19 protein-coding genes and 1 pseudogene are annotated in these 22,643 nt (G+C 71.7%); 9 read left to right on the top strand and 11 right to left on the bottom strand.

Annotated features, from left to right (window positions below; translation table 11 throughout):
• Position 1 precedes the first annotated feature (1 nt).
• Positions 2 to 694 (bottom strand): hypothetical protein, encoded by a 693-nt coding sequence (locus C2142_RS01580; RefSeq protein ID WP_148640705.1) that lies wholly within the window; start codon positions 692 to 694, stop codon positions 2 to 4.
• A 280-nt stretch (positions 695 to 974) separates the two neighbouring features.
• Here C2142_RS01580 and C2142_RS01575 point away from each other — a divergent pair, with 280 nt between their 5' ends.
• The 3 genes from C2142_RS01575 (at position 975) to C2142_RS01565 (ending at position 6,248) form a co-directional block, all read left to right on the top strand.
• A complete protein-coding gene (locus C2142_RS01575; protein ID WP_148640704.1) occupies positions 975 to 2,168 on the top strand; it encodes an aminotransferase class I/II-fold pyridoxal phosphate-dependent enzyme in 1,194 nt (397 codons plus the stop codon).
• Positions 2,169 to 2,788: 620 nt separating this feature from the next.
• Positions 2,789 to 3,988, top strand: coding sequence for a hypothetical protein (locus C2142_RS01570; protein WP_148640703.1), 1,200 nt, complete (start codon positions 2,789 to 2,791; stop codon positions 3,986 to 3,988).
• A 52-nt stretch (positions 3,989 to 4,040) separates the two neighbouring features.
• Entirely contained in the window at positions 4,041 to 6,248 is a 2,208-nt protein-coding gene (locus tag C2142_RS01565; protein ID WP_148640702.1) for a tetratricopeptide repeat protein, read from the top strand.
• Between the two features lie 132 nt (positions 6,249 to 6,380).
• Here the strand turns inward: C2142_RS01565 and C2142_RS01560 are convergent, their stop codons facing one another.
• From C2142_RS01560 to C2142_RS01545, 4 genes are all read right to left on the bottom strand, one after another.
• Positions 6,381 to 7,679, bottom strand: a complete 1,299-nt coding sequence (locus C2142_RS01560; protein ID WP_148640701.1) for an MAB_1171c family putative transporter — start codon at positions 7,677 to 7,679, stop codon at positions 6,381 to 6,383.
• The gene (locus tag C2142_RS01555) at positions 7,672 to 8,226 is read right to left on the bottom strand and encodes a hypothetical protein (RefSeq protein WP_194235746.1); all 555 of its coding nucleotides are present in this window, start codon (positions 8,224 to 8,226) and stop codon (positions 7,672 to 7,674) included. Before C2142_RS01555 ends, C2142_RS01560 begins: the two co-directional genes overlap by 8 nt.
• Positions 8,227 to 8,316: 90 nt before the next feature.
• On the bottom strand, positions 8,317 to 8,733 hold the full coding sequence (locus C2142_RS01550) for a helix-turn-helix domain-containing protein (RefSeq protein WP_241002313.1): 417 nt from the start codon (positions 8,731 to 8,733) through the stop codon (positions 8,317 to 8,319).
• Between the two features lie 691 nt (positions 8,734 to 9,424).
• Positions 9,425 to 11,239 (bottom strand): SpoIIE family protein phosphatase, encoded by a 1,815-nt coding sequence (locus C2142_RS01545; RefSeq protein ID WP_148640699.1) that lies wholly within the window; start codon positions 11,237 to 11,239, stop codon positions 9,425 to 9,427.
• Between the two features lie 337 nt (positions 11,240 to 11,576).
• On the opposite strand from C2142_RS01545, the pseudogene C2142_RS01540 reads away from it, so the two are divergent.
• The 3 genes and pseudogenes from C2142_RS01540 to C2142_RS01530 form a co-directional block, all read left to right on the top strand.
• Positions 11,577 to 11,837: pseudogene (locus C2142_RS01540) on the top strand (short-chain dehydrogenase); the annotation flags it as partial.
• 326 nt (positions 11,838 to 12,163) lie between these two features.
• Positions 12,164 to 13,378, top strand: coding sequence for an ROK family protein (locus tag C2142_RS01535; RefSeq protein WP_148640698.1), 1,215 nt, complete (start codon positions 12,164 to 12,166; stop codon positions 13,376 to 13,378).
• A gap of 436 nt (positions 13,379 to 13,814) precedes the next feature.
• Entirely contained in the window at positions 13,815 to 15,230 is a 1,416-nt protein-coding gene (locus C2142_RS01530; RefSeq protein WP_148640697.1) for a glycosyltransferase 87 family protein, read from the top strand.
• A gap of 261 nt (positions 15,231 to 15,491) precedes the next feature.
• Here the strand turns inward: C2142_RS01530 and C2142_RS01525 are convergent, their stop codons facing one another.
• Together C2142_RS01525 and C2142_RS01520 are read right to left on the bottom strand one after the other, a co-directional pair.
• Positions 15,492 to 15,926 carry a hypothetical protein gene (locus C2142_RS01525; RefSeq protein WP_148640696.1) on the bottom strand — a complete coding sequence of 145 codons (435 nt, stop codon included), beginning with the start codon at positions 15,924 to 15,926 and terminating at the stop codon, positions 15,492 to 15,494.
• Between the two features lie 103 nt (positions 15,927 to 16,029).
• Complete coding sequence (locus C2142_RS01520) at positions 16,030 to 17,025, bottom strand: helix-turn-helix domain-containing protein (RefSeq protein WP_241002312.1); 996 nt, start codon at positions 17,023 to 17,025, stop codon at positions 16,030 to 16,032.
• A 422-nt stretch (positions 17,026 to 17,447) separates the two neighbouring features.
• On the opposite strand from C2142_RS01520, the gene C2142_RS01515 reads away from it, so the two are divergent.
• Positions 17,448 to 17,900 (top strand): hypothetical protein, encoded by a 453-nt coding sequence (locus tag C2142_RS01515; RefSeq protein WP_148640695.1) that lies wholly within the window; start codon positions 17,448 to 17,450, stop codon positions 17,898 to 17,900.
• A 54-nt stretch (positions 17,901 to 17,954) separates the two neighbouring features.
• On the opposite strand, the gene C2142_RS01510 is transcribed toward C2142_RS01515, so the two are convergent.
• The 4 genes from C2142_RS01510 to C2142_RS01495 form a co-directional block, all read right to left on the bottom strand.
• Positions 17,955 to 18,647: an SDR family NAD(P)-dependent oxidoreductase gene (locus C2142_RS01510; RefSeq protein WP_148640694.1), complete on the bottom strand. Its 693-nt coding sequence runs from the start codon at positions 18,645 to 18,647 to the stop codon at positions 17,955 to 17,957.
• A 303-nt stretch (positions 18,648 to 18,950) separates the two neighbouring features.
• Positions 18,951 to 19,172, bottom strand: coding sequence for a DUF397 domain-containing protein (locus C2142_RS01505; protein WP_148640693.1), 222 nt, complete (start codon positions 19,170 to 19,172; stop codon positions 18,951 to 18,953).
• A gap of 12 nt (positions 19,173 to 19,184) precedes the next feature.
• The gene (locus tag C2142_RS01500; protein WP_148640692.1) at positions 19,185 to 19,391 is read right to left on the bottom strand and encodes a DUF397 domain-containing protein; all 207 of its coding nucleotides are present in this window, start codon (positions 19,389 to 19,391) and stop codon (positions 19,185 to 19,187) included.
• Entirely contained in the window at positions 19,388 to 20,269 is an 882-nt protein-coding gene (locus tag C2142_RS01495; RefSeq protein ID WP_277347213.1) for a helix-turn-helix transcriptional regulator, read from the bottom strand. The genes C2142_RS01500 and C2142_RS01495 overlap by 4 nt, the downstream gene beginning before the upstream one ends.
• A 269-nt stretch (positions 20,270 to 20,538) precedes the next feature.
• Here C2142_RS01495 and C2142_RS01490 point away from each other — a divergent pair, with 269 nt between their 5' ends.
• On the top strand, positions 20,539 to 20,733 hold the full coding sequence (locus C2142_RS01490) for a hypothetical protein (protein WP_162002380.1): 195 nt from the start codon (positions 20,539 to 20,541) through the stop codon (positions 20,731 to 20,733).
• Between the two features lie 526 nt (positions 20,734 to 21,259).
• Positions 21,260 to 22,643, top strand: a 1,384-nt coding sequence (locus C2142_RS01485; protein ID WP_174315569.1) for a reverse transcriptase/maturase family protein, incomplete at its 3' end; no start/stop codon positions are given.

Below are 22,643 nucleotides of genomic sequence, written 5' to 3'. Positions count from 1 at the left end.
GTCAGGCGACGTTCGTGTCCGGGGCGGCGAAGGTCTCGGCCGGACCGAAGTCACTGAAGACGTACTTGACGACCGTCCTCGCGCCGTCCAGGACCACGCCCTGTTCGACGTAGCGGGTGCGGCCCTGGGCGTCGATCCACTGATCGAGGTCGAATCCCGGGACACCCTTGGACTTCAGCGTCTGGTAGAGCGCGGGCAGGACCCCGGCGCCCTGTTCCAGGTCCAGGTGTCCCGAGAGGTGGTAGACCGGGACGCCGTCCCGGTGCTCCATCCCCTTGCGGGCGGCGGACCCCTGGGCGAGCAGCAGCGGGGTGAAGCCCGTGAAGTCGATCTGCGCGGGGCCGGCGGACCTCGGAGTCCTCAGCCACTTGCCGGTGGCGTCGTGGCCGCGGACGTACTCGGCGTCGGCGGTGTCGACGAACTCCAGGGTGCTGCCGTCAGGGGCCTTCTGCTCCCTGTGGCCGGTGTACACCGTGTTGAGGTTCTGGCGCGCCGTGAGGCTCGTCCCGCCGGGCCCGCCCGTCACCGTCACCGAGACCGCGTACGGATCCTTGCCCGCCTTCGCCGCGGCCTGCGCCGGGTCGAAGGCATCCGGCGCGGCGGCCGGCGAGGACCCGCCCGTGCCGGAGCAGCCGGTGAGCACGGCCAGGGTGGCAGCGGACGTGACCACGACCGTGGGAAAGCGGCGACGCATGGTGGAGTGACTCCTTGCTGGACGACTTCGGTCGGCCAGAGCCTCCCACAGGCCGCACCCCGGCCACAGGGGTTTGTGCAACCCGCATGTCCGGGCCGGGAGGACGAGAGCCGATACCGGTCGTGGACGATCACATCGTGTCCCAGGGGCAGGGGCAGGGGCAGGGGCAGGGGCAGGGGCAGGGGCCGGGCCGGCTCGCCCCGCTCGCGTCCCGCCGTCCGGTCCACCTGCCCGGGATTGGCCCTGGCAGTCGTGGCCCGGGCCCGCCGACGATGGGGGCATGAGCGACTTCCCCGGCGCGCTGCGCCCCGAGAGCCGGACCGTCCACCCGCCCGTCCAGGAGGTGACCGGAAGCCGCCCGCTGGGGGTGCCGCTTCACCAGGGCCACCTGTTCGCCTTCGAGGACTCCGACTCGCTGGTCCAGGCCTTCGGCGCCCCGGACCAGGCGTTCTTCTACAACCGGTTCGGCAACCCGACGGTCCGTTCGCTGGAGAGTGCGGTGGCCGGCCTGGAGGGCGGCGCCGGTGCGATCGCCACCGCCTCCGGCATGGGTGCGATCAACACCGTCCTGCTCGCCCTGCTGCGCTCCGGCGACCACGTGATCGCCCAGCAGAGCCTCTACGGCGGCACCTTCGCGATGCTCGCGGACCTGGCCCGGCGCTGGGGCGTCGAGGTCACCCACGTCCGTGGCGACGACCCCGCCGAGGTGCGGGCCGCGCTGCGCCCCAACACCCGGCTGCTGCACCTGGAGACCATCTCCAACCCGACCACCCGGGTCACCGACCTGCCCGCCCTGCTCGCCGTGGCCCGGGAGGCCGGGGTGGTGGGCGTGGTCGACAACACCTTCGCCACTCCGTTGCTCTGCCGGCCCATCGAGCACGGCGCCGACATCGTGGTCCACTCCGCCACCAAGTACCTCGGCGGCCACGGTGACGTGCTGGCAGGCGTCGCCGTCTTCGCCGACGCCGAACTGCACCGCACCGTCTGGCACTACGCCACCGAGCTGGGCGCCTCGGCCGACCCGTACGCGGCCTGGCTGACGCTGCGCGGGATGCAGACGCTGGCCCTGCGGATGCGCCGTCACTGCGAGACGGCGCTCGACCTGGCCGGCCGGCTGGCCGCGCACCCGGCCGTCACCGCCGTGCACTACCCGGGTCTGGCCGCCCACCCCGACCACGAGCTGGCCCGGCGCCTGCTGCCCGGGGGACACGGCGGGGTCCTGGCCTTCGACCTGGCCGGCGGCCGTGAGGCGGCCCGCGGCCTCACCGAGTCGGTCCGGCTCGCCTCCCTCGCCCCCTCCCTGGGCGGCGTGCACACCCTGATCATCCATCCGGCCAGCACCTCGCACCGCCAGCTGGACGACGCGCAGTTGGCCGCCGCCGGCATCGGCCCCGGCACTGTCCGTCTCGCCGTGGGCATCGAGCACCCCGAGGACCTCTGGGCGGACCTGGAGCAGGGGCTCGCCAGGCTCTGAACGAACCGCCGCCGGGGCGCGGGGGTCGGTCCGAGGACCACCCCCGCGCCCCGGCGGTGTGTCCTGGCCGCACGGAGCCCGGCAGTCCCAAGCCAGTGTGGAAAAGCATCGGCCCTGCATTCATATCAGTTTATAGCTCACCCGCTGTGATCGACCCACTCCAGGCCCTTTCGCCGAGTGGCTTCGCCCTGAGGGAGCGTTGGGCCGGCCGTCGACACTTCGCCAGAAAGCCTCTGACCTGGGACAGCAGTCGACCGGTTTGGCGGTCTCCAGGTTTGATGATCCGATCCATTGACACGGTCACCACACCTTCCCCACACTTACGACATCGCCAAGCTGGTGTGGATGGCCCCAAGGGGCTCATTCATACCAGCAGATGGCGCTGTTGATGACCAGTCATCCAAGGAGGTGTGTTGCCATGAAGAAGATCGTCGTCCGCAAGGCCGGCCCGGTTCGCCTGACCAGCGCGGCCCGTGCGCTGTACCTGCCGTGGTCCTGCGCTGTGCAGAACTGACCGATCCTCCCGGGCAAGGGGGACCGCGGTGCCGGCCGGACGCAGCAGCGGCGGCCGGCACCGCTCCACCCCCTCGCCCCTCCGTCTACCTCCCGCAGGAGGATCCGTGCACTCCTCCACGGACAGCAGTTCCACCGCTCCGGGCCTCGACCTGGACCGGCCGGTACCGCTTCGTCAGCTCGTGTACCTGCCGGAGGCCGACGAGGTCACCATCGGCAGCCCGGAGACCGACACCTACGCCGTCTTCCCGGCCGACGGCGCCGAGTTGGTCCGGATGCTCGCCGAGGGCCTCACGCCCCGCGAGGCCGCCGAGCGCTACCAGACCGTGCACGGAGAGACCGTCGACATCGCCGACCTCGTCGAGGCCCTCGTGGAGCTCGACCTCGTCCGTTCGGCCGGCGAAGCGGCGGGACCGGCCGCGCCGGTGCGCTGGCAGCGCCTGGGACAGGTGGTCTTCAGCCGACCGGCCCTCGTCGGCTACGCACTCGTGACGGCCCTCGCGGTGGCCGAGATGGTCCGGGTGCCCGAGCTGGTCCCACGCGTCGACAACCTGTTCTTCAGCTCGTACTACACCCTCGTCGTGCTGATGCTGTTCGTCGGCCAGGTGCCGCTGCTCGCGCTGCACGAGGCCTTCCACGCCCTGGCCGGTCGCCGGCTCGGCCTGCGCTCGCGGCTCTCCATCGGCCGCCGCCTGGTCTACCTGGTGCTGGAGACCTCCCTCGACGGGCTGGTCAGCGTGCCGCGCCGGAAGCGCTACCTGCCCATCATGGCGGGCATGATCGCCGATGCCCTGGCGATCGCCGTGCTCACCCTGATCGCCGACGCGACGCGCGGCACCAACGTGACCGTCGCGTCGCTCTGTCTCGCGATGGCCTACGCCACGGCACTGCGGCTCGCCTGGCAGGGGTTCTTCTACCTGCGGACCGACATCTACGTCCTGCTCGGCACCGTCCTGGGCTGCGTGAACCTCCACGCCGCCGCAACCGACGTGCTGCGCAACGCGGTTCGGCGCACCGTCGGGCGGCTGCCGCTGGACCTGTCCGTCCACCACCCGGTCGACCGGAGGGTCGCGCGCTGGTACGCCTGGCTGATGCTCGTGGGCTACGTGTTCACCCTCACGATGTTCGCCGGTGTCGTCGTGCCGACGGCCTACCGCCTCCTGCACGACATGTGGCTGCGCCTGACCGGCCAGGCCTCGCTGGCCGGCCGGCTCGACTCGCTCGCCCTGATGGTGCTCAGCCTCGCGCAGACCGTCGCCGTCGTCGTGCTCGCCGCCCGCGAGCGGCGCGCGGCCCAGTCGGCCTGACCCCCCGAACCCACCCTCCTCCCCTGCGCCCCGCGCGAAAGGCAGCTGAGTCATGGCCGAGCACCGCCACCACTGGGTCCGCGCCACCGGGCGCCGCGCCCGCGTCGAAGCCCGCGAGCGGCTCGACCTGCCGCCCGCGCTCGCCGTGGTGAACGCCAACCGCCGTCTGCGCGGGCCCTACACCGCCGTCGGCTCGATCCTGCGGGCGATCGTCCCGGACGCGCTCGCCTGCTGCCCCGAGGCCGTCGCCGAGCACGACATCGAGATCCTCTCCACCACGCCGGAGCTGCGCGACCTGGTGCCGGCCACCCGCGAGACACTGACCTCCCTGGCGGTGCCCAAGGAGCGCACCCGCTTCTACTCCGCGCTGCGCACACTGCGGATCGCCCACGGCCTCGTCGAGTTCCTGGAGGCGTACCTGCGCGCGGTCGGCCCGCGCTCGCTCGTCGTCGACGACGCCCACCAGGCCGACCCCAGCGACGGGGAGTTCCTCGCCGTCCTGCTGCGACGCGTCGATCCGCAGCTGCTCACCGTGGTGGTCACCACCGGCACCGAGCCGCTGGAGCGTCCGGCCGGTCCCGGCCGCGAGGACCTGCCGACCGCACTCGCCGCCCGGTGCACGGTGCTCGACGCGCAGGGCGAGGGCGCGACGGGCGCGGGCACGGCAGCCGAGGGCCTGCCGGCCGGCGCCGTGCCGGGCCGCGGCTACATCGACGGCGACGGCATCGGCGACGACCCGGACGAGCTCGCCGCCTACCTGAGCCTGCCGCCCGCCGAACGCGCCCGGCTGCACGACCTGCGGCGCGCGGAGCTGGAGACGGCCGGGGAGTCCTCCCTGCGACTGGGTGCCATCGCCTGGCACGCGGAGCACGGCAGCGATCCGTCCGGGGCCGGGGCCGACACCCTGCGCCACGCCCTCGACCACTGCATGGACCTCGGCTTCTACCACGCCGTCCTGGACCTCGGGGAGCGTGGCCGGCGGCTGGTCACCCACGAGAGCAGCCCGACCCACTGGTGGGCCTTCACCACCAAGATGACCACCTCCTTCGCCGCCCTCGGCCTCGCCGAGCAGGCGCTGCCGCTGTACGACGAGGCCCGTGCGCTCAGCACCTCGCCCGAGGTCCACATGCAGGCCGCGTACGCCACGGCCATGCTCCACACCCGTCACTTCGGCGCCGACCGGCGCGACCACCAGTTGGCCCGGGCCTGGGTCAACCAGGCGATCGCCTTCGCCCGTTGGCACCCCGAGTCGAAGGAGCGGGAGGCGCGCGTGGTGTTCAACCGCAACGGGCTCGCGCTGATCGAGGTCCACCAGGGCCGTCTGGAGGCGGCGTTGGAGTTGCTGGACGGCTGCATCGCCCGGCTCGACGAGACGCTGGAGGACCACGAGCACGCACTGCACCGCTCCGTGCTGCGCTACAACCGCGCACAGGTGTACGCGGGCCTGGGCCGCCACGACGAAGCCGTCGCCGACTACACGGCGGTGATCGAGTGCGACCCCAACTACGCCGAGTACTACTTCGACCGGGGCATGCTCTGGCGCGACCTGGGCCGGCCGGAGCAGGCGCTGGCCGACTACGACCACGCCATCCGGCTCTCGCCGCCGTTCCCCGAGGCGTACTTCAACCGGGCCGACGTCCTGGCCGAGCTCGGCGACACCGAGGCGGCGGTGGCGGACTTCGGCTACGTCCTCCAGCTCGACCCGGAGTTCGGCGACGCCCGCCTCAACCGGGCCGCACTGCTCCTCGAAGCCGGTGAGCACGAGCTCGCCTGGAACGAGGTCCGGGCCGGGCTCGCGGACACTCCGGCGAGTCTGCAGCTCCTCTGCATCAAGGGACAGTTGCTGGTCGCCGACGGTGACCTCGCGGCGGCGTCCGACGCCTACGAGGCCGCACTCGCCGTCGACCCCGAGTGCGCCCAGGCGTGGGCCCTGCGCGGTGAACTCCGCTACCAGGAGGGTGATCTGGACGCGGCCGGCGCCGATCTGGCACGCGCGGTCGAGCTTTCGGCGGAGCCCGGCATCCAGTTCAACCTGGCCGTGGTCCACCATGACGCCGGCCGCTTCGGTGAGGCGCTGCGACTGCTCGACGAGGTGCTCGGCTCGACCGAGGACGTGGACGCCCGGTTGCAGCGGGCCCGTTGCCTGATCGGGCTCGACCGGGCGGACAGCGCCAGGGACGACCTCCTCGCCTGCCTGAAGGCCGATCCCGAGTCCGCCGAGCAGGTGTACGAGCTGATGCCGGAGCTGGCCCGCGCCTGAGCGGTCGCCTCCGCCCCGCCGGCCCCGCGGGCAGCCGCCCCGCGGGCAGTCGCCCCGCCGGGGAACCGCCTCGCCGCCTCGCCGGCCCCGCCACCCGCGGGGCCGGCGGAGCGACGAGGCGGCTTTCGGGCGTCAGTGCCGGACCGCGGCGCGGCCCAGCTCGCCGCGCACCCGGCTGCGGACGTGGGCCACGGCGGGTGAACCGGTGTAGGCGGCAGCCACCTTGACCAGCCACGCCGCCTCCTCGCCGATGTCGGCCACCACCGGATGGGGCACGCATCCCTCGCCCGGGCCGATGGGGAAGCGGTGCCCCGCCCTCGCCGCCTCCAGCGCGGCGGCGAGGGCCGCCGCCTCGACCACGGCCGCCAGCTCCTCCGCATCGGCGGGTCCGATGACCTCCCCGACCCAGAGCGGCACCCGGGGGTGCAGATGGGGGCGGAGGGAGAGCTGACCGTCGCGGATCTCGATGATCCGCCGGTACAGCGCGAAGTGGATGTCGCGCCGCCGGCCGGCCCCGCGGCCGAACGGTCCGAACGGCACGAGGGATTCGAACGGCCGGAAGGACCCGAACGGCCCGAGGGATGCGACCGGGCCGAACGGCCGCGCCGGGGTCACGAGTTCGATCTCCGGGAGCACGGAGCGCACCGCCGACCACAGGGGGTCGAGCCTGCGGTGGTCCTGCCAGGCCCGCACGCGTCTGACCCAGTCGGCCCAGGCGGACGCGGTCGCACCGCCGAAGCCGAGCACGATGCAGACCACGGCCGCCAGCGCGGACACCCCGCTGTCCGCGCCGGTCTCACGGCCCGAGGTGAGGATGTCCGTCATGTCCTGCAGGCAGTCGGCCGTCCACAGCAGCCCCGCCAGCGCGCTGCCGGCCATCAGGCGCAGTCCCAGCCGGAGGATGCCGGGTGGCGAGTGCCAGGCGCAGCGCCCGATCAGGAACCCGAAGACCGCCAGGCACCATGCGGTGTGGACGGCGAAGAGCGCGACGTACCCCGCCAGGAGAGGCCTGTCCGCGCTGCCGACGGTGACGGTCGTGCCGTCACTGACGGGCGAGGCGGCGAGGAAGCCGACGGCGCCCAGCAGGACGGTGGCGGCCGTGAAGGCTGTCTGCCGCCGCACCGCGCCTCGCGCGGCCGCGGACGCCCAGGTGGCGTACGCCATCATGGCCAGCGCCCCGGTCGACGCCACCTTCAACTGGTCGGCCACCAGGGTGAGAAGGGCGGGTTGGGGCAGCACGCCGGCCAGGGCCGAGGCCGTGGCCGGGGCGTTCACCGCCATCCCCGCCCCGAGCAGCGCGCCGCAGGCGTAGCCGTAGTGGAGTGCGGGGTCGGACCGGCGCCCCCGGTCCGTCCGGATCTTCCAGAGCGTGCTCAGCAGGGCGACCGCGGCGGCGAAGTAGCTGGCGGCACTGGCCAGTCGGTCACCCACGGCGCGCCGCGCCGCGCCGCAGCGGCCACCCGAAGACCTGCCGTAATCGCACCATCTGGTCGGTGAGTTGGCCGGTCGTCGTCGGCCGTGGCCGGTGCAGGGCGCGTTGCAGGGCCAGCGAGGCGACGAGCTCCGCCTCCTGCTCCTGCCGCTCCGTGTACACCGAGCGGCCGAGCACCCGGCGCACCAGCTCCTCGGACAGCTGGGTCGTCAGGGCCTGTGACACCACCGTGCTCACCGTGGAGCCGGAGCCGCCGGTGTGCCCGCAGAGCAGATGGCCGATCTCGTGCAGCACGATGTGCTGTTGGTGCAACGCCGTGGTGTCGACCGGATATCCGATGTAGTCCGCGCGGTCGGTGCTGATCAGCACGCCGCAGGGCGAGTGCTCCGAGCCGGAGAGCGGCACCAGTTCGATGGGCCTGCCGCGCAGCCGGGCGAGCGACTCGGTCAGCGCCGGGATGCCGAACGGTTCCGGAAGCGGTATCGAGTCCGCGACCCCCCGACATCGTTGCCAGAGCCCATGTTCAACCCCACCCGGATACCCCACGTTTCTCCCCCTGGCGTTCGGTCGCCCCCGCCGGGAGGTGATACTACAAACGCGGAAACGCGGAGGGAATCCGCTTCGTACGGTAGGCCGCTACCTGCCACCGGCCTCGCGGCGGGCGATCGCCTCGATCATGTCACTGATCGTGCCGAGTCCCTCGGGCGAGAGGGTCACCGCGCGCAGGGCCACATCCCGTACGCCCGCGTCGCGCAGCGCGCCGAGCAGCGCCAACTCCTCGGCGATCCTGGCGCTTTGCCGGTCGTCGAAGAAGTACGTGGGCGGTACCTGGAAGAACTGCGCCAGCGCTTCGAGGTGACGCTTCGTGGGATTGTCCCGGCGTCCGGTCCGCAGCTGCCAGAGGTACGTCGCCGAGAAGCTCTCCCCGGTCGCCTCGCGACAGGCCCGGGCCACATCCTCGTGGCTGTACTGCTCGCGGTCGGGACGGCGGACGACGTCGAACAACCGGTCCAGCTTTGCTGCGAGCGTGGACGCACCGGAGTCATCGGGCACGGCACACCTCATCTCTCACCCCGTGCACACGCTTCGTGCGTGCGCGTATGGAACACTCGCGACCGGTGTCTGATTCTAGTTGCTCCGCCGAAGAGGTGGTGGTCGCGGGTCGGCCGCGATCCGGTTGCGACAGTGAAAGGCACCACGTGCAGGGCCGCAGGGCCAGCAGACCGGGGTTCAAGACCGGGTCACAAGCCCGCCGCCCGCAGCCCGCAAGGCCACGACACCGCAAGGCCACGAGAGTGCACAGCCGCACAGCCGCACAGCCGCACAGCCGCACAGCCGCACGGTCGAACGCCGCGCCGGTCCCGGTCAGGGTGAGCGAGCGCGGCCTCCGGCTCCCCGGCACCCCGGCGTCTCCGGCGGCCCCGTCGGCCTCCGCGTACTCCTGGCACTCCGCGTGCTCGTCATGCGCGCCGTACCCGTCGTGCATGCCGTGGCGGCCGTGCTGATCCTGGTGCTCGGACATTGCTTCCCCCTGCGTACTTCATGCTTCAGGCCCACCCCCCCCCGGTGTCCTGCACGGCCCGCCGAAGAGATCGTTCGGGCCCGCCCCAGCGTATGCGGGCACCTCTCTCCGCTCGGCGCCGGGGCGGCAATCGTGCGTGTGCGGTGCACCCGGGCCGCTCGCGGGGGCGCGAACCCGCGGCCCCCGGGGATCCGGCGGCGGACGCCCCCGACGGCGGGAGCGTCAGCGCAGCACCGTCGCCCCGGGCGCCGGGCCGTCCTGCCGGGCGCGGGGCCGGGCCGCCAGGACGGCGATGTCGTCCTCGGCGGCGGGCGCGGTCGGCCCGGTCGGGGCGAGCGCGTGCAGGACGGCGTCGAGGAGGTCGTCCAGCTCGCCGGCGGCCGGCAGGCGCAGGGCGGCGAGACGGGCGAGGGAGACGTCGATGTCCTCGTCGCGGCGTTCCACCAGGCCGTCGGTGTACAGCAGCAGCGTTTCGCCGGGCAGCAGTTCGCGGGTGGCCTGCTCGTAGCCGCCGAGGCCGGTGCCGAGCGGTGGGCCGGTGGGGATCTGCAGCAGTTCGGTCGGGCGGCCGGGGGCGATCAGCGCGGGCGGGAGGTGGCCGGCGCTGGAGAGGGTCCAGCGGTTGCGGCCCGGGTCGGCGAGGGCGAGCAGGCAGGTCGCCGGCCGGGCGGAGTCGTTGGCGGCGATGACGGTGTCGAGCTGGCGCAGGATCCGGTGCGGCGGCAGGTCCATGCCCGCGACGTCCCGCAGGGTCGAACGGTAGGTGCTCATGTCGACGGCGGCCTCGACGCCGTGCCCCATGACGTCGCCCATCACCAGCAGGGTCCGGCCGAACGGGAGCCGCACCGTCTCGTACCAGTCGCCGCCGACCACCGAGCTGGTGCCGGAGGGCAGGTAGCGGGCGGAGAGCTCGATGTTCTGGTGAGGGTTGCCGGGCTCGCTGAGCAGCGCCCGCTGGAGTTCGAGGGCGATGCCCTGCGAGCGGGCGTAGCGGCGGGCGTTGTCGACGCTGGTGGCGGCGCGGGCGGCGAGGTCGCCGATCAGGGCGGCCTCCTCCGGGGTGAAGCCGGGCGAGGCGGCCGTCCGGGCCAGCGTCAGCAGGCCGACCAGCTGACCGCGGGCGGCCAGCGGGACCGCCAGCAGCGAGGTCAGACCGGCGGCCCGGTAGGCGGCCAGGCTGGCCGGGTCGGGGGCGGCGTCGGCGAGTTGCCCGTCCGTGGGGACGTCGGCGAGCACCGCGACACCCGCGGCCAGTGCCCGGGCGGCGGCCGAGCCGTCCCGGTAGCGCACGGACTCGCCGGGCCGGGCCGGCTCCGTCACCGCCGTGCGCAGGCTCCCCGTGCAGTGGGCGGCGGCGCGGTGGAGCCGCAGGCCGCGGGTGCGGCCGGGCCGGGCGGGGGAGTCGGGCGGCAGGACGTCGACGGTCACCAGCTCGGCGAGCCGGGGCACGGCGAAGGAGGCCAGTTCGGCACAGGTGGTGTCGACGTCGAGCGTGGTGCCGATCCGCTCGGTGGCGGCGTCGAGCAGTGCCAGCCGGGCCCGGGCCTGCGCCAGTTCGCGCCGGAGCTCCTGCTCCGGACCGGGGTCGTCCAGCACGACCACCACCACGCCGGTGACGTGCCCGCCGGCCTCCAGTGGCCGGTAGCGCACCCGCAGGCCGGCCGGTACCGGGGCGCCCGCGCCGTCCGGGCCGCCGGTGGCGTGTTCGCGGTCCCGGCCGTCGGCGAGGACACGGCGCAGCGTGCCGGCCGCGCCCGCGAAGGCGGTGGCCGCGACCGGCCGGCCGAGCAGGTCGGCCCGGCGCAGTCCGGTGGCGGTGGTGAAGGCCGCGTTGAGGTACTGCCAGCGCAGCCGCTCGTCCAGCAGCGCGACGCCGACCGGCGCGAGGGCGAGCACCTTGCGGAGGAGATCCGGACTGTCACCCACCGTGACGGAGCCGCCGCTCGCGGTCAGGGCCGCCGCTGCCGCCGCCAGTGACCGGTCGTCCTGACCCGCGGGGGTGGCGCCCTCTCCTCCATTGCCGAACCGGGACCGCATACGCCCATGATCACTCGTCGCGCCGCGGCACGCCCATGGACCGGTGAAACCTTGACTCGCCGGTAGTGGTGTTGTAACCGGGGGTCGGGTCGGGGCCGGGTCGGGCTGGGCCGGTGGCAGGGAAGCGCCCGGTGGGGCGGTGGGGCTCCTGCGGCCCAGGCTTCTGGCTCAGGCCCCGGGCTCAGGCTTCGGGGTCGGCCTTCGAGGCCAGGCGTCGGGTCCGGACCTCGGGCGTGGCGGGCGGCGCCTTCAGCTTGGCCCACACGGCTTCCAGTGCGGCGATGTCCGCGTCGTCCGGCCGGTCGTCGAAGGCCTCGGCGAGCGCGGCACGCCGGGTGGCGTCGGCCTCCCCGCCCTGCTGACCGCCGCCGGCCCGTACGCCCCGGCGCTGGAGGCCTACGTCGAGCGCACCCGCGCCGCCTTCACCCAGGCCCAGACCCCGGCCGAGGCGGCCGCCCCGGTCATCGAGGCCCTCACCGCCGAGCAGCCGCCGTTCCGGGTGCAGACCTCCGACCGGGCGCGGGCCTTCGTCGGCGCCAAGCTCGCCGACCTGGACGGCTCGGCGGTGCAGTCCCTCACCGGCACCTGGGTCGGCTGACGGCCGCCGGGCCGGTCACCCGGCGAGAACCGGCCGGGACGATCCGGCCGGCCACACCGTACCGGCTCCCGCCGACGACTCGCGGCCACCCGGGGCCGGCCGCGACCCGGGCGGCACCCGGTGCGAGCCGTGCACGCCCCAGGTGGCACCCGGTGCGAGCCGGCCGCGACCCGGGCGGCACCCGGGCGGCACCCGGGCGTGCCGTGCGCGGCCCGGTGGGTGCACTGAGTACCGGTCATACTTGGGCGGCGGTGCCCGGTCGCGGGTGCCGCCCGAGCGCCGCCGACCACCGGGGGCCGCGGAGCACGCCGAGACCGGAGGACCCGATGAGCCGCCACCTGCCGAGCACCGTTCCGCCGGGCGGGTCGCCGGCGCAGCCGTGGAACCGGCAGCGGCTGCGCAGCAACAACGAGTGGCTGCTGCTCGAACTGCTGCGCACCGGTGGCCCCTCGTCGCGGGCCCAGCTCGCCCGGGACACCGGCCTCTCCAAGCCCACCGTCTCCGCCGCCCTCGCCGCGCTGGAGCTGGCCGGACTGGCCCGGGAGGCCGGCCGCTTCGTGCCCGAGCGCGGCCGGACGGCCGTCCTCTACGAGCCCGACCCGACCGCCGGCCACGTGCTCGGCGTGGACATCGGCCGGGCCCGGCTGCGCGTCGCCGTGGCCGACCTCGCCGGGCGGATCGTCGCCCGCCGGGACATCCCGAACAAGGGCCGCACGGCCAACGCGGTGGCGGACGCCGTGGTGGCCGCGGCCCGGGAGACCACCACGGAGGCGGGCCTGGCCGCCGCGGAGATCGTGCACGCGGTCATCGGCACGCCCGGTGTGTGGGACGAGCAGCGGCGCGGCGTCCGGTACGCCACCAGCCTGCCGGGCTGGGGCAGACCGGGTCTGTTCGACCGGATCGGGGAGGGTCTGGAGACCGGCGTCACCGTCGCCAACGACGCCAACCTCGCCGCCCTCGGCGAGTTCACCCTCGGTGCCGGCCGCGGCAGCCGCATGTTCGCCTACCTGCTGATCGGCACCGGCCTGGGCGTGGGTGTCCTCAAGGACGGTGAACTCCTCTCCGGCGCCCACGGCGCGGCCGGCGAGGTCGGCCTCGTCCCGTTGCCCGCCCGGCCCGACGGCACGCCGGGCGGGACGATCGAGGAGGCGGCCGCGGCGGACGCGGTGGTCCGGACGGCGCTGGAGCTCGGCATGGGCGGCCCGCTGACGGCCAAGGAGGTCTTCGACGCAGCCCGCTCCGGTGACCCGCTCGCCATCGAGGCGGTGCACCGCGAGGCCGGGCAGCTCGCCTACGCCGTCGCCGTCCTGTCGGCCCTGCTCGACCCGGACCTGGTCGTCCTCGGCGGCGGTATCGGCGGCAGCGCCGACCTCCTGCTGGACCCCCTGGAGCGCGCGCTCCAGCAGCTCACCCCGCTCAGGCCGAAGCTCGCCCAGAGCGAACTGGGGGAGGAGGCCGTCCTCCTGGGCGCCGTCGCGACGGCGTTGGAGACCGCCCGCCCCGCGGTCTTCGCGCGGCGCACGGCGCTCGCCGACCAGTAGCCGGGCGGCAGAGGTTCAGACCAATCTGACCGGTTCGAGTCAACTGCGCATCAGTCTACGGGTACGATCGGAGCATCAGTCCGATCATGGGAATAACCTGCCCGATCGGGCGAGAACGTCTGCCCTCTTCCGCGCCCTTGCCGACCTCCCGCGAACACCGCGGTCCCGGTAGACAAGGGCCCCGGGGCCGGCCGGAGGAAGCCCGCCACACGCGCGCCGTCCGCCGGACGCCACGGTCGGGGCGGACCACGGGGGCGGCGGGGGCCGGTGGTTGAACTGTGGCTGAGGCCGGCAGTCGAACCGGGCCGGGGCGTCGGCCCCGGAAGGCCGCGCGAACCGTCTGCGGCCTACGCGAGCCGGCGGCCGGATCCACGACGGGCCCGTCCCTCGGCAGCGCGCGTCACCGGGAGCGGCGCGCCGACCTGAATGGAGTCCGATGTCCGACACCACCGCCGAGGAACCGCGCCGGGGTGCGCCCGACCCGATGGTCCTGGCCCTGGCCGTGATGTCCGCCGTGACGGCGGCGCTCTCGGTCAGGATGCTCATGCTGGACAGCGAGTCGTCGGACTACTACTACTTCCTCGGCCCGTGGTACCGGTACATGGCGGACCATGGCGGGTTCAGTGCCCTCAGCAACGCGGACTTCTCGGACTACAACGTCCCCTACCTCTACCTGATGGCCGCGCTCACCTACCTGCCGGTGTCGGCGCTGGCGGGCATCAAGTGGATCTCGATCCTGTTCGACCTGGCACTCGCCTCCTACACGTTCCGCATCGTCTCCCTGCGGTGGCCGGACCGGACCTGGCACGCCTTCAACGCCGCGCTGGTCGTCCTCCTCCTGCCCACGGTGGTGACCAACAGCGGCTGGTGGGGCCAGGCCGACGCCATCTTCACGACCTTCCTGGTCGGCGGCGTCTACCACGTGCTCCGCGACCGGCCGTGGTGGGCGTGCGCGTTCTTCGGCATCGCGCTGGCGTTCAAGCTCCAGGCGGTGTTCCTCTTCCCGCTGCTGCTCGTCCTGGTCATCGTGAAGCGGGTGCCCTGGCGGAGCCTGCTGGCCCTGCCGGCCGCTTACGTGGCCCTCGACATCCCCGCCTTCCTGCTCGGCGCCGACCCGTGGCAGCTGCTGACGGTCTACACCCGTCAGCCGGACACGTACAAGCAGCTCACCCTCAACGCGCCGTCCGTCTACCAGTTCGTCTCGGTGCCGCAGGCCGACGAGGACGCCGTGCGGAGCGCCGGCGTCCTCGTCGCGGGCGTCGTGGTGCTGGCGCTGGTCGGGCTCGCCGTCTGGGCCGTACGGCGGGGAGGCGGGACGGGCGGAGTCGCCGGTCGGGCGGCGCTCACGGACACCAGGGTGCTGCTGCTGGCCACCGCCTCCGCGATCGCCGTGCCGTTCCTGCTCCCGTCGATGCACGAGCGGTACTTCTACGTCGCCGACGTGCTCAGCGTGATCGTCGCCTTCCAGCTGCCGCGGAAGCTCTGGTACCTGCCGGTCCTGGTCCAGCTGTCCTCCCTCGGCAGCTACCTCAAGTTCATCGCCCCCGACCTGGCGCCCTACCTGTCCATGCCGGCCCACGGCATGCTGATGCTGCTGGCGCTCATCGCCGTGCTCCGCGCCACGGCGGGGGAGTTGCGCGCTGAGCCCGGGCCGCGTGCCGACAGCGCCCGGGAGCGGGGCCGGCGCCCGGTCCTCGCCGACGCCCCGGAGCCGTCGACGTCGTCCCTGCTGCCGTCCCTGCCGGCCCAGGCTCAGGCCCCGGCTCCGCCGGTGACCTGGGCGGCGTCCCACGGCCGGGCCCGTGTGGGCGGCCCGGCCGAGCACGGTCGTCAGACAGCGGCCGAGGAGTGAGCCCGAACCCGGTGACGTGTGCCGTACGTCCGATCCCGCCGGCGTCGCCCGGCGGACGCGGCACCTGAAGGGGGCGGACACGCCGGTAACGGAGGACATCCGGATCCGCGATGACGTGCGGGTCGCGGCCGGTCCGTTCGCGGACTTCGCGGGCCCGGTCCGGGACGTCTGAATCGGCCCGGCCCGGCCCGGCGCGGTCCGGGCCGCCGGCGGCATCCGTGCACGACGTGCACGGATGCCGCCAGCGGCCTTTCCGGAGGTTCAGTGCGCGTTGGTGTACATGTAGGAGCCGGTGTCGTAGTTGTAGACGGCGACCTTGATCAGGACGCCGGCGTCCGACTTGCTGAAGTCCGTGCCGTACCACCCACCGCCCATGTCATAGGTGGCCGGTATGCCGAGCCAGTCCCACCCGCCGCTGCCGTTGGACGTCAGGACCCACAGGTTCTGACCGTAGGTCCTCGTGTGCAGCCAGGCGGTGGCCCGGTCGTGGCCGCTGGTGTCGGGGCCACGGTGGATGTCCAGTTCGGCGACGACGCCGTTGGCGGCGACCTGGTCGCACCAGTAGTACTCGTTGCTCCAGCACCCGACCTGGTAGCCGGGGCTCGGGGCCGCCGCGGAGGCCGGGCCGGCGCCGGCCAGCGGGAAGGCCAGGACGCCGAGGGCGGCGGCTGCGGCGAGCAGTGTCTTCCTACCCAACACGGTTGGTCCTCTTCTCTCTTGTTCTCGGGTGACGCCCTCCCGACGGAGGCATTCCAGCGTCACCCGGCACGGGCCGGGTCTCTTGTGGCTCCGTGCCGGATCACTTGTGCCTCGGCGCAGACCTCGGCGGGCGTGCGGCTGCCCCGTGCCGGAACTCGGTGGGCGTGACGCCGTACGCGGCCCGGAACGCCCGGCTGAACTCGGCGGGCAGGAGGAAGCCCCACCGGGCGGCCAGGGGGCCGATCGGACGGTCGCGCAGGCGGGAATCGGCGAGGTCGGCGCGGCAGCGTTCGAGCCGGCGGCGCCGGACCGTCGCGGCCACGGTCTCCGGTTGGGAACGGAACAGCTGGTGCAGGGCGCGGACCGAGATGTGGTGGTGCGCGGCGATGCCGGCCGGCCCGAGGTCGGGGTCGGCGAGGTTGCGGTCGATGAAGGCGCCGATCTGCGCCAGCAGGACTTCCCGGCGGGTCTCAGCGGGCAGCGCGAGGGTACTGTCGGATGCCGATGCCAGGAGGGCGGCGGTGAGATCGAGCGCGATGCCGCCCAGGCGCCGCAGCTCGGCTGGTTCGCACCGCTCGGCCTGGGACCGGAGCTCGGTCAGGTACGAGGCAAGGAGCGTCCCTGGAACGGTGTGTGCCGGCAGTGCGGTGCCGAGTAGTCGGTCCGTTCGGTCCTGGGACAGTGGCAGGGCGGACCGTGGTATCCGCAGCAGGGTGACGCGTGGCAGGCGTCCTTCGTCCTGGAACTCACAGCTCAGGGGGTGGGAAGAGTCGAAGAGGGCGATGTCCCCCGCGGTGAGCAGGGAGGTGTTGCGACGCTGGTCGATACCGATGGGACTGCCGTGGACGAGGAAGAGGAAGTACTGTTCCGGGTCGCCGCGCCGGATGTGGCCAACAGCCCGGCGGGCTGACATCGGGGAGAAGGTGAAGCCGAAGATGTCCGTGTCGCCCAGCGGGATGGATGTGGCGGTGCCGCGGAAGCGGTCTGCATGAGTGCTGGTGACCGACACCGGCATGACCAGGTCACCGACCATGTGGGTCCACCACTCGAAGCCGTCGCGTGCGCTGACGCTCGTGGTGGAGACCGATGCTTTCACGTGCACCCCCCGCGTGACGTATACACGCCATCGTCGAGCATCGGCAGGCCCGCGAGCCAGCGCAATACCGGTCAACTCACCGGGTGGACGGATCCGTGTGCTCTCAGTGCCAAAGAAGTCTGCGCTCGGTGCCAAAGACGAAGACGGCGGCCCTGCCACACAGTGGTAGCCCGGCCCGGCACCGTGCCGGGCGACGCGACACAGGGGTGCCGCGGGAGGACGGCGGGAGTGACGGATGAGCGGGTCGCGCTGCCGCCGCTCACGCGCCCGCAGGCGTGGTTCGCGCGCTGCTCCCGGGCCCCCACTGCGCGCCTCCTCCGGGCTGAACGCCGCCGCCTCGATGCCGAGTTGGCGGACGACCTCCCTGCGTCGTTCGAGCGGATCAGGCGACGCGTCGACAAGGGGCTCGCGGGCCGGATCCCGTGAACGGGTGCGGCCTCGGAGGCGTCGCCCCCGAGGCCGTCCGCTCCGAAGTGGACCGGTTCACTGCGTGGGAGGCGGCCGACGGAGTCACCTGGATCACCTGGGCCGAACTGAAGGCGGTCGACTGGAACGAGCCCGCGGAGCGGCCCGACGGCCGGCTGCACCAGTACCGGCAGACGGCGGACGGACTCCGGCTGACGGGAAAGGCCGGCTGGTGCCCGCGGTTCGCGCAGGCCGTCGGCCTGCCGGAGTCGGCGATGGGGCAGCCGCAGGAGTGGCCCGAGGGTAGCGAATGGCTCATCGACGGCATCCTCTACCGCGCGGAGACGATGCGCCGAAGGGAGGCGGTGACGGAGGACGGCGAGTGGAAGCCCGTCTGGACGGTCATGGAGGCCCTGGCCTCGACGCACGGGGACGACAACGTGCGGCTCGTCGTCTGGTTCGACAGCTGAGCAGCGGGACGGGCCCCGCGCCGGTCCCGGCGCGGCGCCCGTCAACCTCGTCGCCTACCAGGGCAGAGGACCTGCCGCGTCGACGTAGCCGCCGGTCGGACCGTCCGGCCCCAGCTGTGCCATCCGAACGATGATCTCGGCGCCCTGCTCGACGGTCTGCGCGCCCTCGTGCCGGTTCAGGTCCGTCGCGGTGTAGCCGGGCTCCACGGCGTTGATCCGCATCCGCGGGAACGCCTTGGCGAACTGCACGGTGAGCATGTTGACCGCGGTCTTGGAGACCGGGTAGGCGGCCCCCGGGTACCCCTTGCCGGCGTGGGCCAGGGAGGCCAGGCTGCTGCTGACATTGACCACGACCGGGACGGCGGAGCGTTCCAGCAGCGGCAGGAAGGCGTGGGTCACCCGGACCAGGCCGAAGACGTTGGTCTCGAACACCTCCCGCATCACGTCGGCGGTCAGCTCCGCGGCGCCGATGATCTCGCCCTCCGGTGACCGCACCTCGATTCCGGCGTTGTTGACCAGGACGTCCAGGGCGGCGCCGTCGGCCTCAACGGTGGCCACCGCGGCGGCGACCGACGCATCGTCGGTGACGTCGAGTTGCACGAACCGGGCGCCGAGCTCGGCAGCTGCTGCCTCGCCCCGCTCGACGTTGCGCGCTCCCAGGTAGACGGTGTGGCCCGCGGCGATCAGGCGGCGGGCGGTCTCGTAGCCGAGGCCCTTGTTGGCCCCGGTGATTAAGGTCGTCGTCATGGGGCACAGCTTCCCTCCGGGACGGTGCGGTCGGCCAATGGTTTACGACGCGGTCCGCGATGCGGCGCGACCAGGACGCCGAGGCCCGTCATCCGATCGGCGCTCCGGTCCCGGACCGCTCCGCCTGCCGACGGCCCGGCGGCCTCGCGTTCTCCTCCAGCACCTCGCGAGCCCTGCGACGCTCCCCAACCATGACGTCGGCCTGTCCGACCCCGTCGGGGTCGGACAGGCCGACGTCATGCAGGCCCATGTATCGACCAACAGCGTCCGGTTCGGCGCGGGGTTGTTGGTGTGTCGGGCGGGTCAGTTGTCGGTGGGGAAGTCCCCGGAGCGGATGCCGGCGACGAAGGCCTGCCATGCGGTGGCGTCGAAGGCGAGTGCGGGGCCGTGGGCGTCCTTGCTGTCCCGGACCACGACGGCGGTGGTGTCCAGCTGGCCGAACTCGACGCAGTTCTCGTTCGGGTTGCTGGCGGTGGCCTTCCTCCACGTCACCGGCAGGGTGGAGGCGACGGAGTAGTGGGTCATGTGGTCCCGCTTTCAGTCCATCGGGAATTCGCGGATGTGAAGGCTGCTGATGAACGCCTGCCATGCCTCGGGACGGAACTGGAGGGTAGGACCGTCGACGTCCTTGCTGTCGCGGACTGCTCGGCCGCCACCTTGGAGGCTCGCCACCTCGACACACTCACCCCCCTGCTGGGAGTACGACGACTTCTTGAACGGGGTGGCCAGCTCGATCCTTCTCACTCTTCCTCTTCCTTACCTTCTTCGCACGGGAGTTCTCGAAGCACCTGGCGGACGAACTCCAGGCTTGCGTCCGGGGCCCATGCAGCAGATCTCAAGGTTTCCAGTGCATAGGCATAACCGGTCAGCTCCTCCGAAGACTCCACCACGACAACGTTCGTGAAGCCTTCGAACGAGACGGCTTCCAGCGCGGGGTCTGATCCGAATGACATGCTGGTGAACGGACCCGCGACCCTGGCGGCGTTCCCCGAGTTCAGGGGCAGGATCTGAAGTGTCACATTGGGAAGTCTCGCTACCCGGATGAGATGCCGGAGCTGCTCCCGGTGAACCTCTCTTGTGCCCATGGGCGCAACTACGGCGGGCTCCCACATGATGGCCGTGAACCTGACGCTGCCATCCTCGATTCGCTTCTGGCGAGCCTGGCGTACCTTGATGAACTCGTCGCGGTTTGCCGCCGGCACCACGGTGGGGTTGGCGTTGTGCATCTCTGCTGCAAAGGCCGACGTCTGCAGGAGGCCCGGAATGATTCCGAGTTGCCACGTCGCTATGTGCGTAGCGTCGCTTTCAAGTTCGATGTAGGCGGCGTAGTTCTCACCTACGCCCTTGTAGTCGAGCCACCAGCCGCGACGGTTGCTCTCGCGGGCCAGTGATTCGAGCCGTCCTCGCTCTTCCTGATCACGGACTTGATACAGGTCGAGAAGCAGGCGGACGTCCAAGGGGCGGGAGGTCACCTTTCCCGACTCCATGCGCGAGATCTTCGCCACCGACGACACCAGGGCGTCCGCGGCGTGGGATTGATCGAGCCCGGCTGTCAAGCGGTGCTTCCGCAGAGCCGCGCCAAGCCGACGGCTTCTTACGGTTGGCTTCCCGCCAGCTGGCATCTCACTACCTCTCGACTCGAAGTCATCAGTCTGCCTGTAGGGCGGAGTTGAAGCTAGCAGGGGCCGACTCTGTGTCGAGTGCAAATTTGCATCAGTGTCACTTGCATGTGACCCAGTGCACAGCGCACACTGACGGTGAGTAGTCCAGCGGATCGATTGAGTGATCAAGTCTGGTCGTCGGGCATCGTTTTGCCCGTTTCCGGTCGCCGCCCGGTGCTCCGTTGGTTCCTGACGTCTTCGACTCCCCGCTTCCGGAAGGTGGCTACGCCATGTCCAAAAGCTCTGACCTGCCCCGCCGCCCTGCTCTTGTGGCCAGTTGCTGGCTGCCGCGCAGCAGGCGATCGCCGGGTGAGGCGCGCCGACAGCTCGAAAAGCTGCTCGCCGAGGTCCCCGATGGCGAACGCTTCGCCGACATCGGGCTGCTGCTGGTCTCGGAGTTGGTGACCAATGCCGGTGCGCCATGAAGCGCTCTGACTATATTCCCGGTGCAACCGGGAGGAACTGGAGGGATGTTCCTGGGCCCAATGGCTTACCTGGAGTCGAAAGGCGAAGGGGACCGTAGCATGCCAGAAAATCAGCGGCCGCGCTCAAGTGCGGAGGCGGTGCGCTGAGAGGCCCGCGTGACATGGCGAAAGCTAGACTGCCTGAACCCAAATCTCCAGAGATGCAATGGCATGACATCCGCCGGAACCGCATTTGACACCGGCGCCGCGTCCTGCAGGGAAGTCACTGCGTATTCTCTGCAACCTCCGGACTGCGGAACGATTCCCAGTGAGGGAATTCAAGGGGATGAGTTGGGCGCCTAAATCACGCTAGACACGTATGTCGGAGACGAACATGGGATCGCCTAAAGGGATAGAAATCCCCATGGCGACGGAGGTCCCGTAGTAGTCGCAGGAGTAACGACCTGCCAAGGCGGGCGGTAACACCGCCCACAGGGCGAAGGGGACCAGGAGACCCGGATATGAAGATCACTGGGAGGTATGCGTAATGCAGAGCGCCGAAACAGTGCTGAATGTCCTGCGCGAACGCGGCAGGCACGGTCTGCCGTGCAACGAACTGTACCGACAGCTGTTCAACCCGGATCTGTACCTGCATGCCTACGGGCGGATCTACGCCAACAAAGGTGCGTTGACCCCCGGGGCCTGCGAGGAAACCGCAGACGGCATGTCCGAGGTAAAGATCGCAAACCTGGTGGAAGCCCTCCGCCACGAGCGATACCGCTTCCGCCCGGTCCGCCGCATCCACATCCCCAAGAACAACGGGAAGATGCGACCGCTCGGATTGCCGTCATGGTCGGACAAACTCGTGGGAGAAGCAGTGCGCCTCCTTCTGGAGGCATACTACGAACCCCGATTCTCCAACCTCTCCCACGGTTTCCGTCCCGAACGGGGATGCCACACGGCCCTGAGCCAGGTGGTCATCAACTGGACAGGGACGACCTGGTTCATCGAAGGGGACATCTCGGATTGCTTCGGCTCGCTGGACCACGACGTCCTGCTGTCGATCCTGGCCGAGAGAATCCATGACGCCAGGTTCCTCCGCCTCATCCGACAGATGCTCCAGGCGGGGTACATGGAAGACTGGGAGTGGAACCCGACCCTGTCGGGGACCCCGCAGGGCGGGGTCGTCTCTCCACTCCTGTCCAACATCTATCTGGACAAGCTGGACCGCTTTGTCGAGACAGTTCTCATACCGGAATACACCCGAGGAAAGACCCGGGCCAAGAACCCGGAGTACCGGACCCTGGAGAACGAGATCAACCGCCTCCGAAAACGGCAGAAATACTGGGGGGAGAAAATCGAAACCCCGGCCGTCCGCGAGCTGCGCCAGCGGCTGCGACGTCTGCCGGTCGGAGACCCTCGCGATCCCGGATTCCGGCGTCTGCGGTACGTCCGCTACGCGGACGACCACCTCCTCGGGTTCATCGGACCGAAGGCCGAAGCCGAGACGATCAAGCACCGTCTGAGCCAGTTCCTGCATGAAGAACTCAAGCTGGAACTCAACCAGGACAAGACCCTGATCACCCACGCCCGCACACAAGCGGCACGGTTCCTCGGCTACGAGATCACCGTCCAGCACGCAGACACGAAGATCACCCGCGACCGGCGCTCCCGCACGGGGGCCCGCAACACCAACGGGAAGATCGCCCTGCGTGTCCCCAGGAAGGTGATCGAGGCCAAAGCAGCCCCGTTTCTCAAACGCGGACACCCCGCACCCCTACGCCACCTGGCGGGACTCACACCTTACGAGCTCGTCAGACGGTACGGCGCACAGTACCGGGGCATCGTTCAGTACTACCTGCTGGCCGGCGACGTCTGGCGACTCGACCGGCTCAAAGGGGTGATGGTCACCTCGCTACTCAAGACCCTTG

The organism is Streptomyces sp. CB01881, from assembly GCF_002953255.1.
Classification (GTDB): Bacteria; Actinomycetota; Actinomycetes; order Streptomycetales; family Streptomycetaceae; genus Kitasatospora.
Note: the sequence above shows the minus strand (reverse complement) of the source record. Positions and strands in the feature narration are given on the sequence as shown.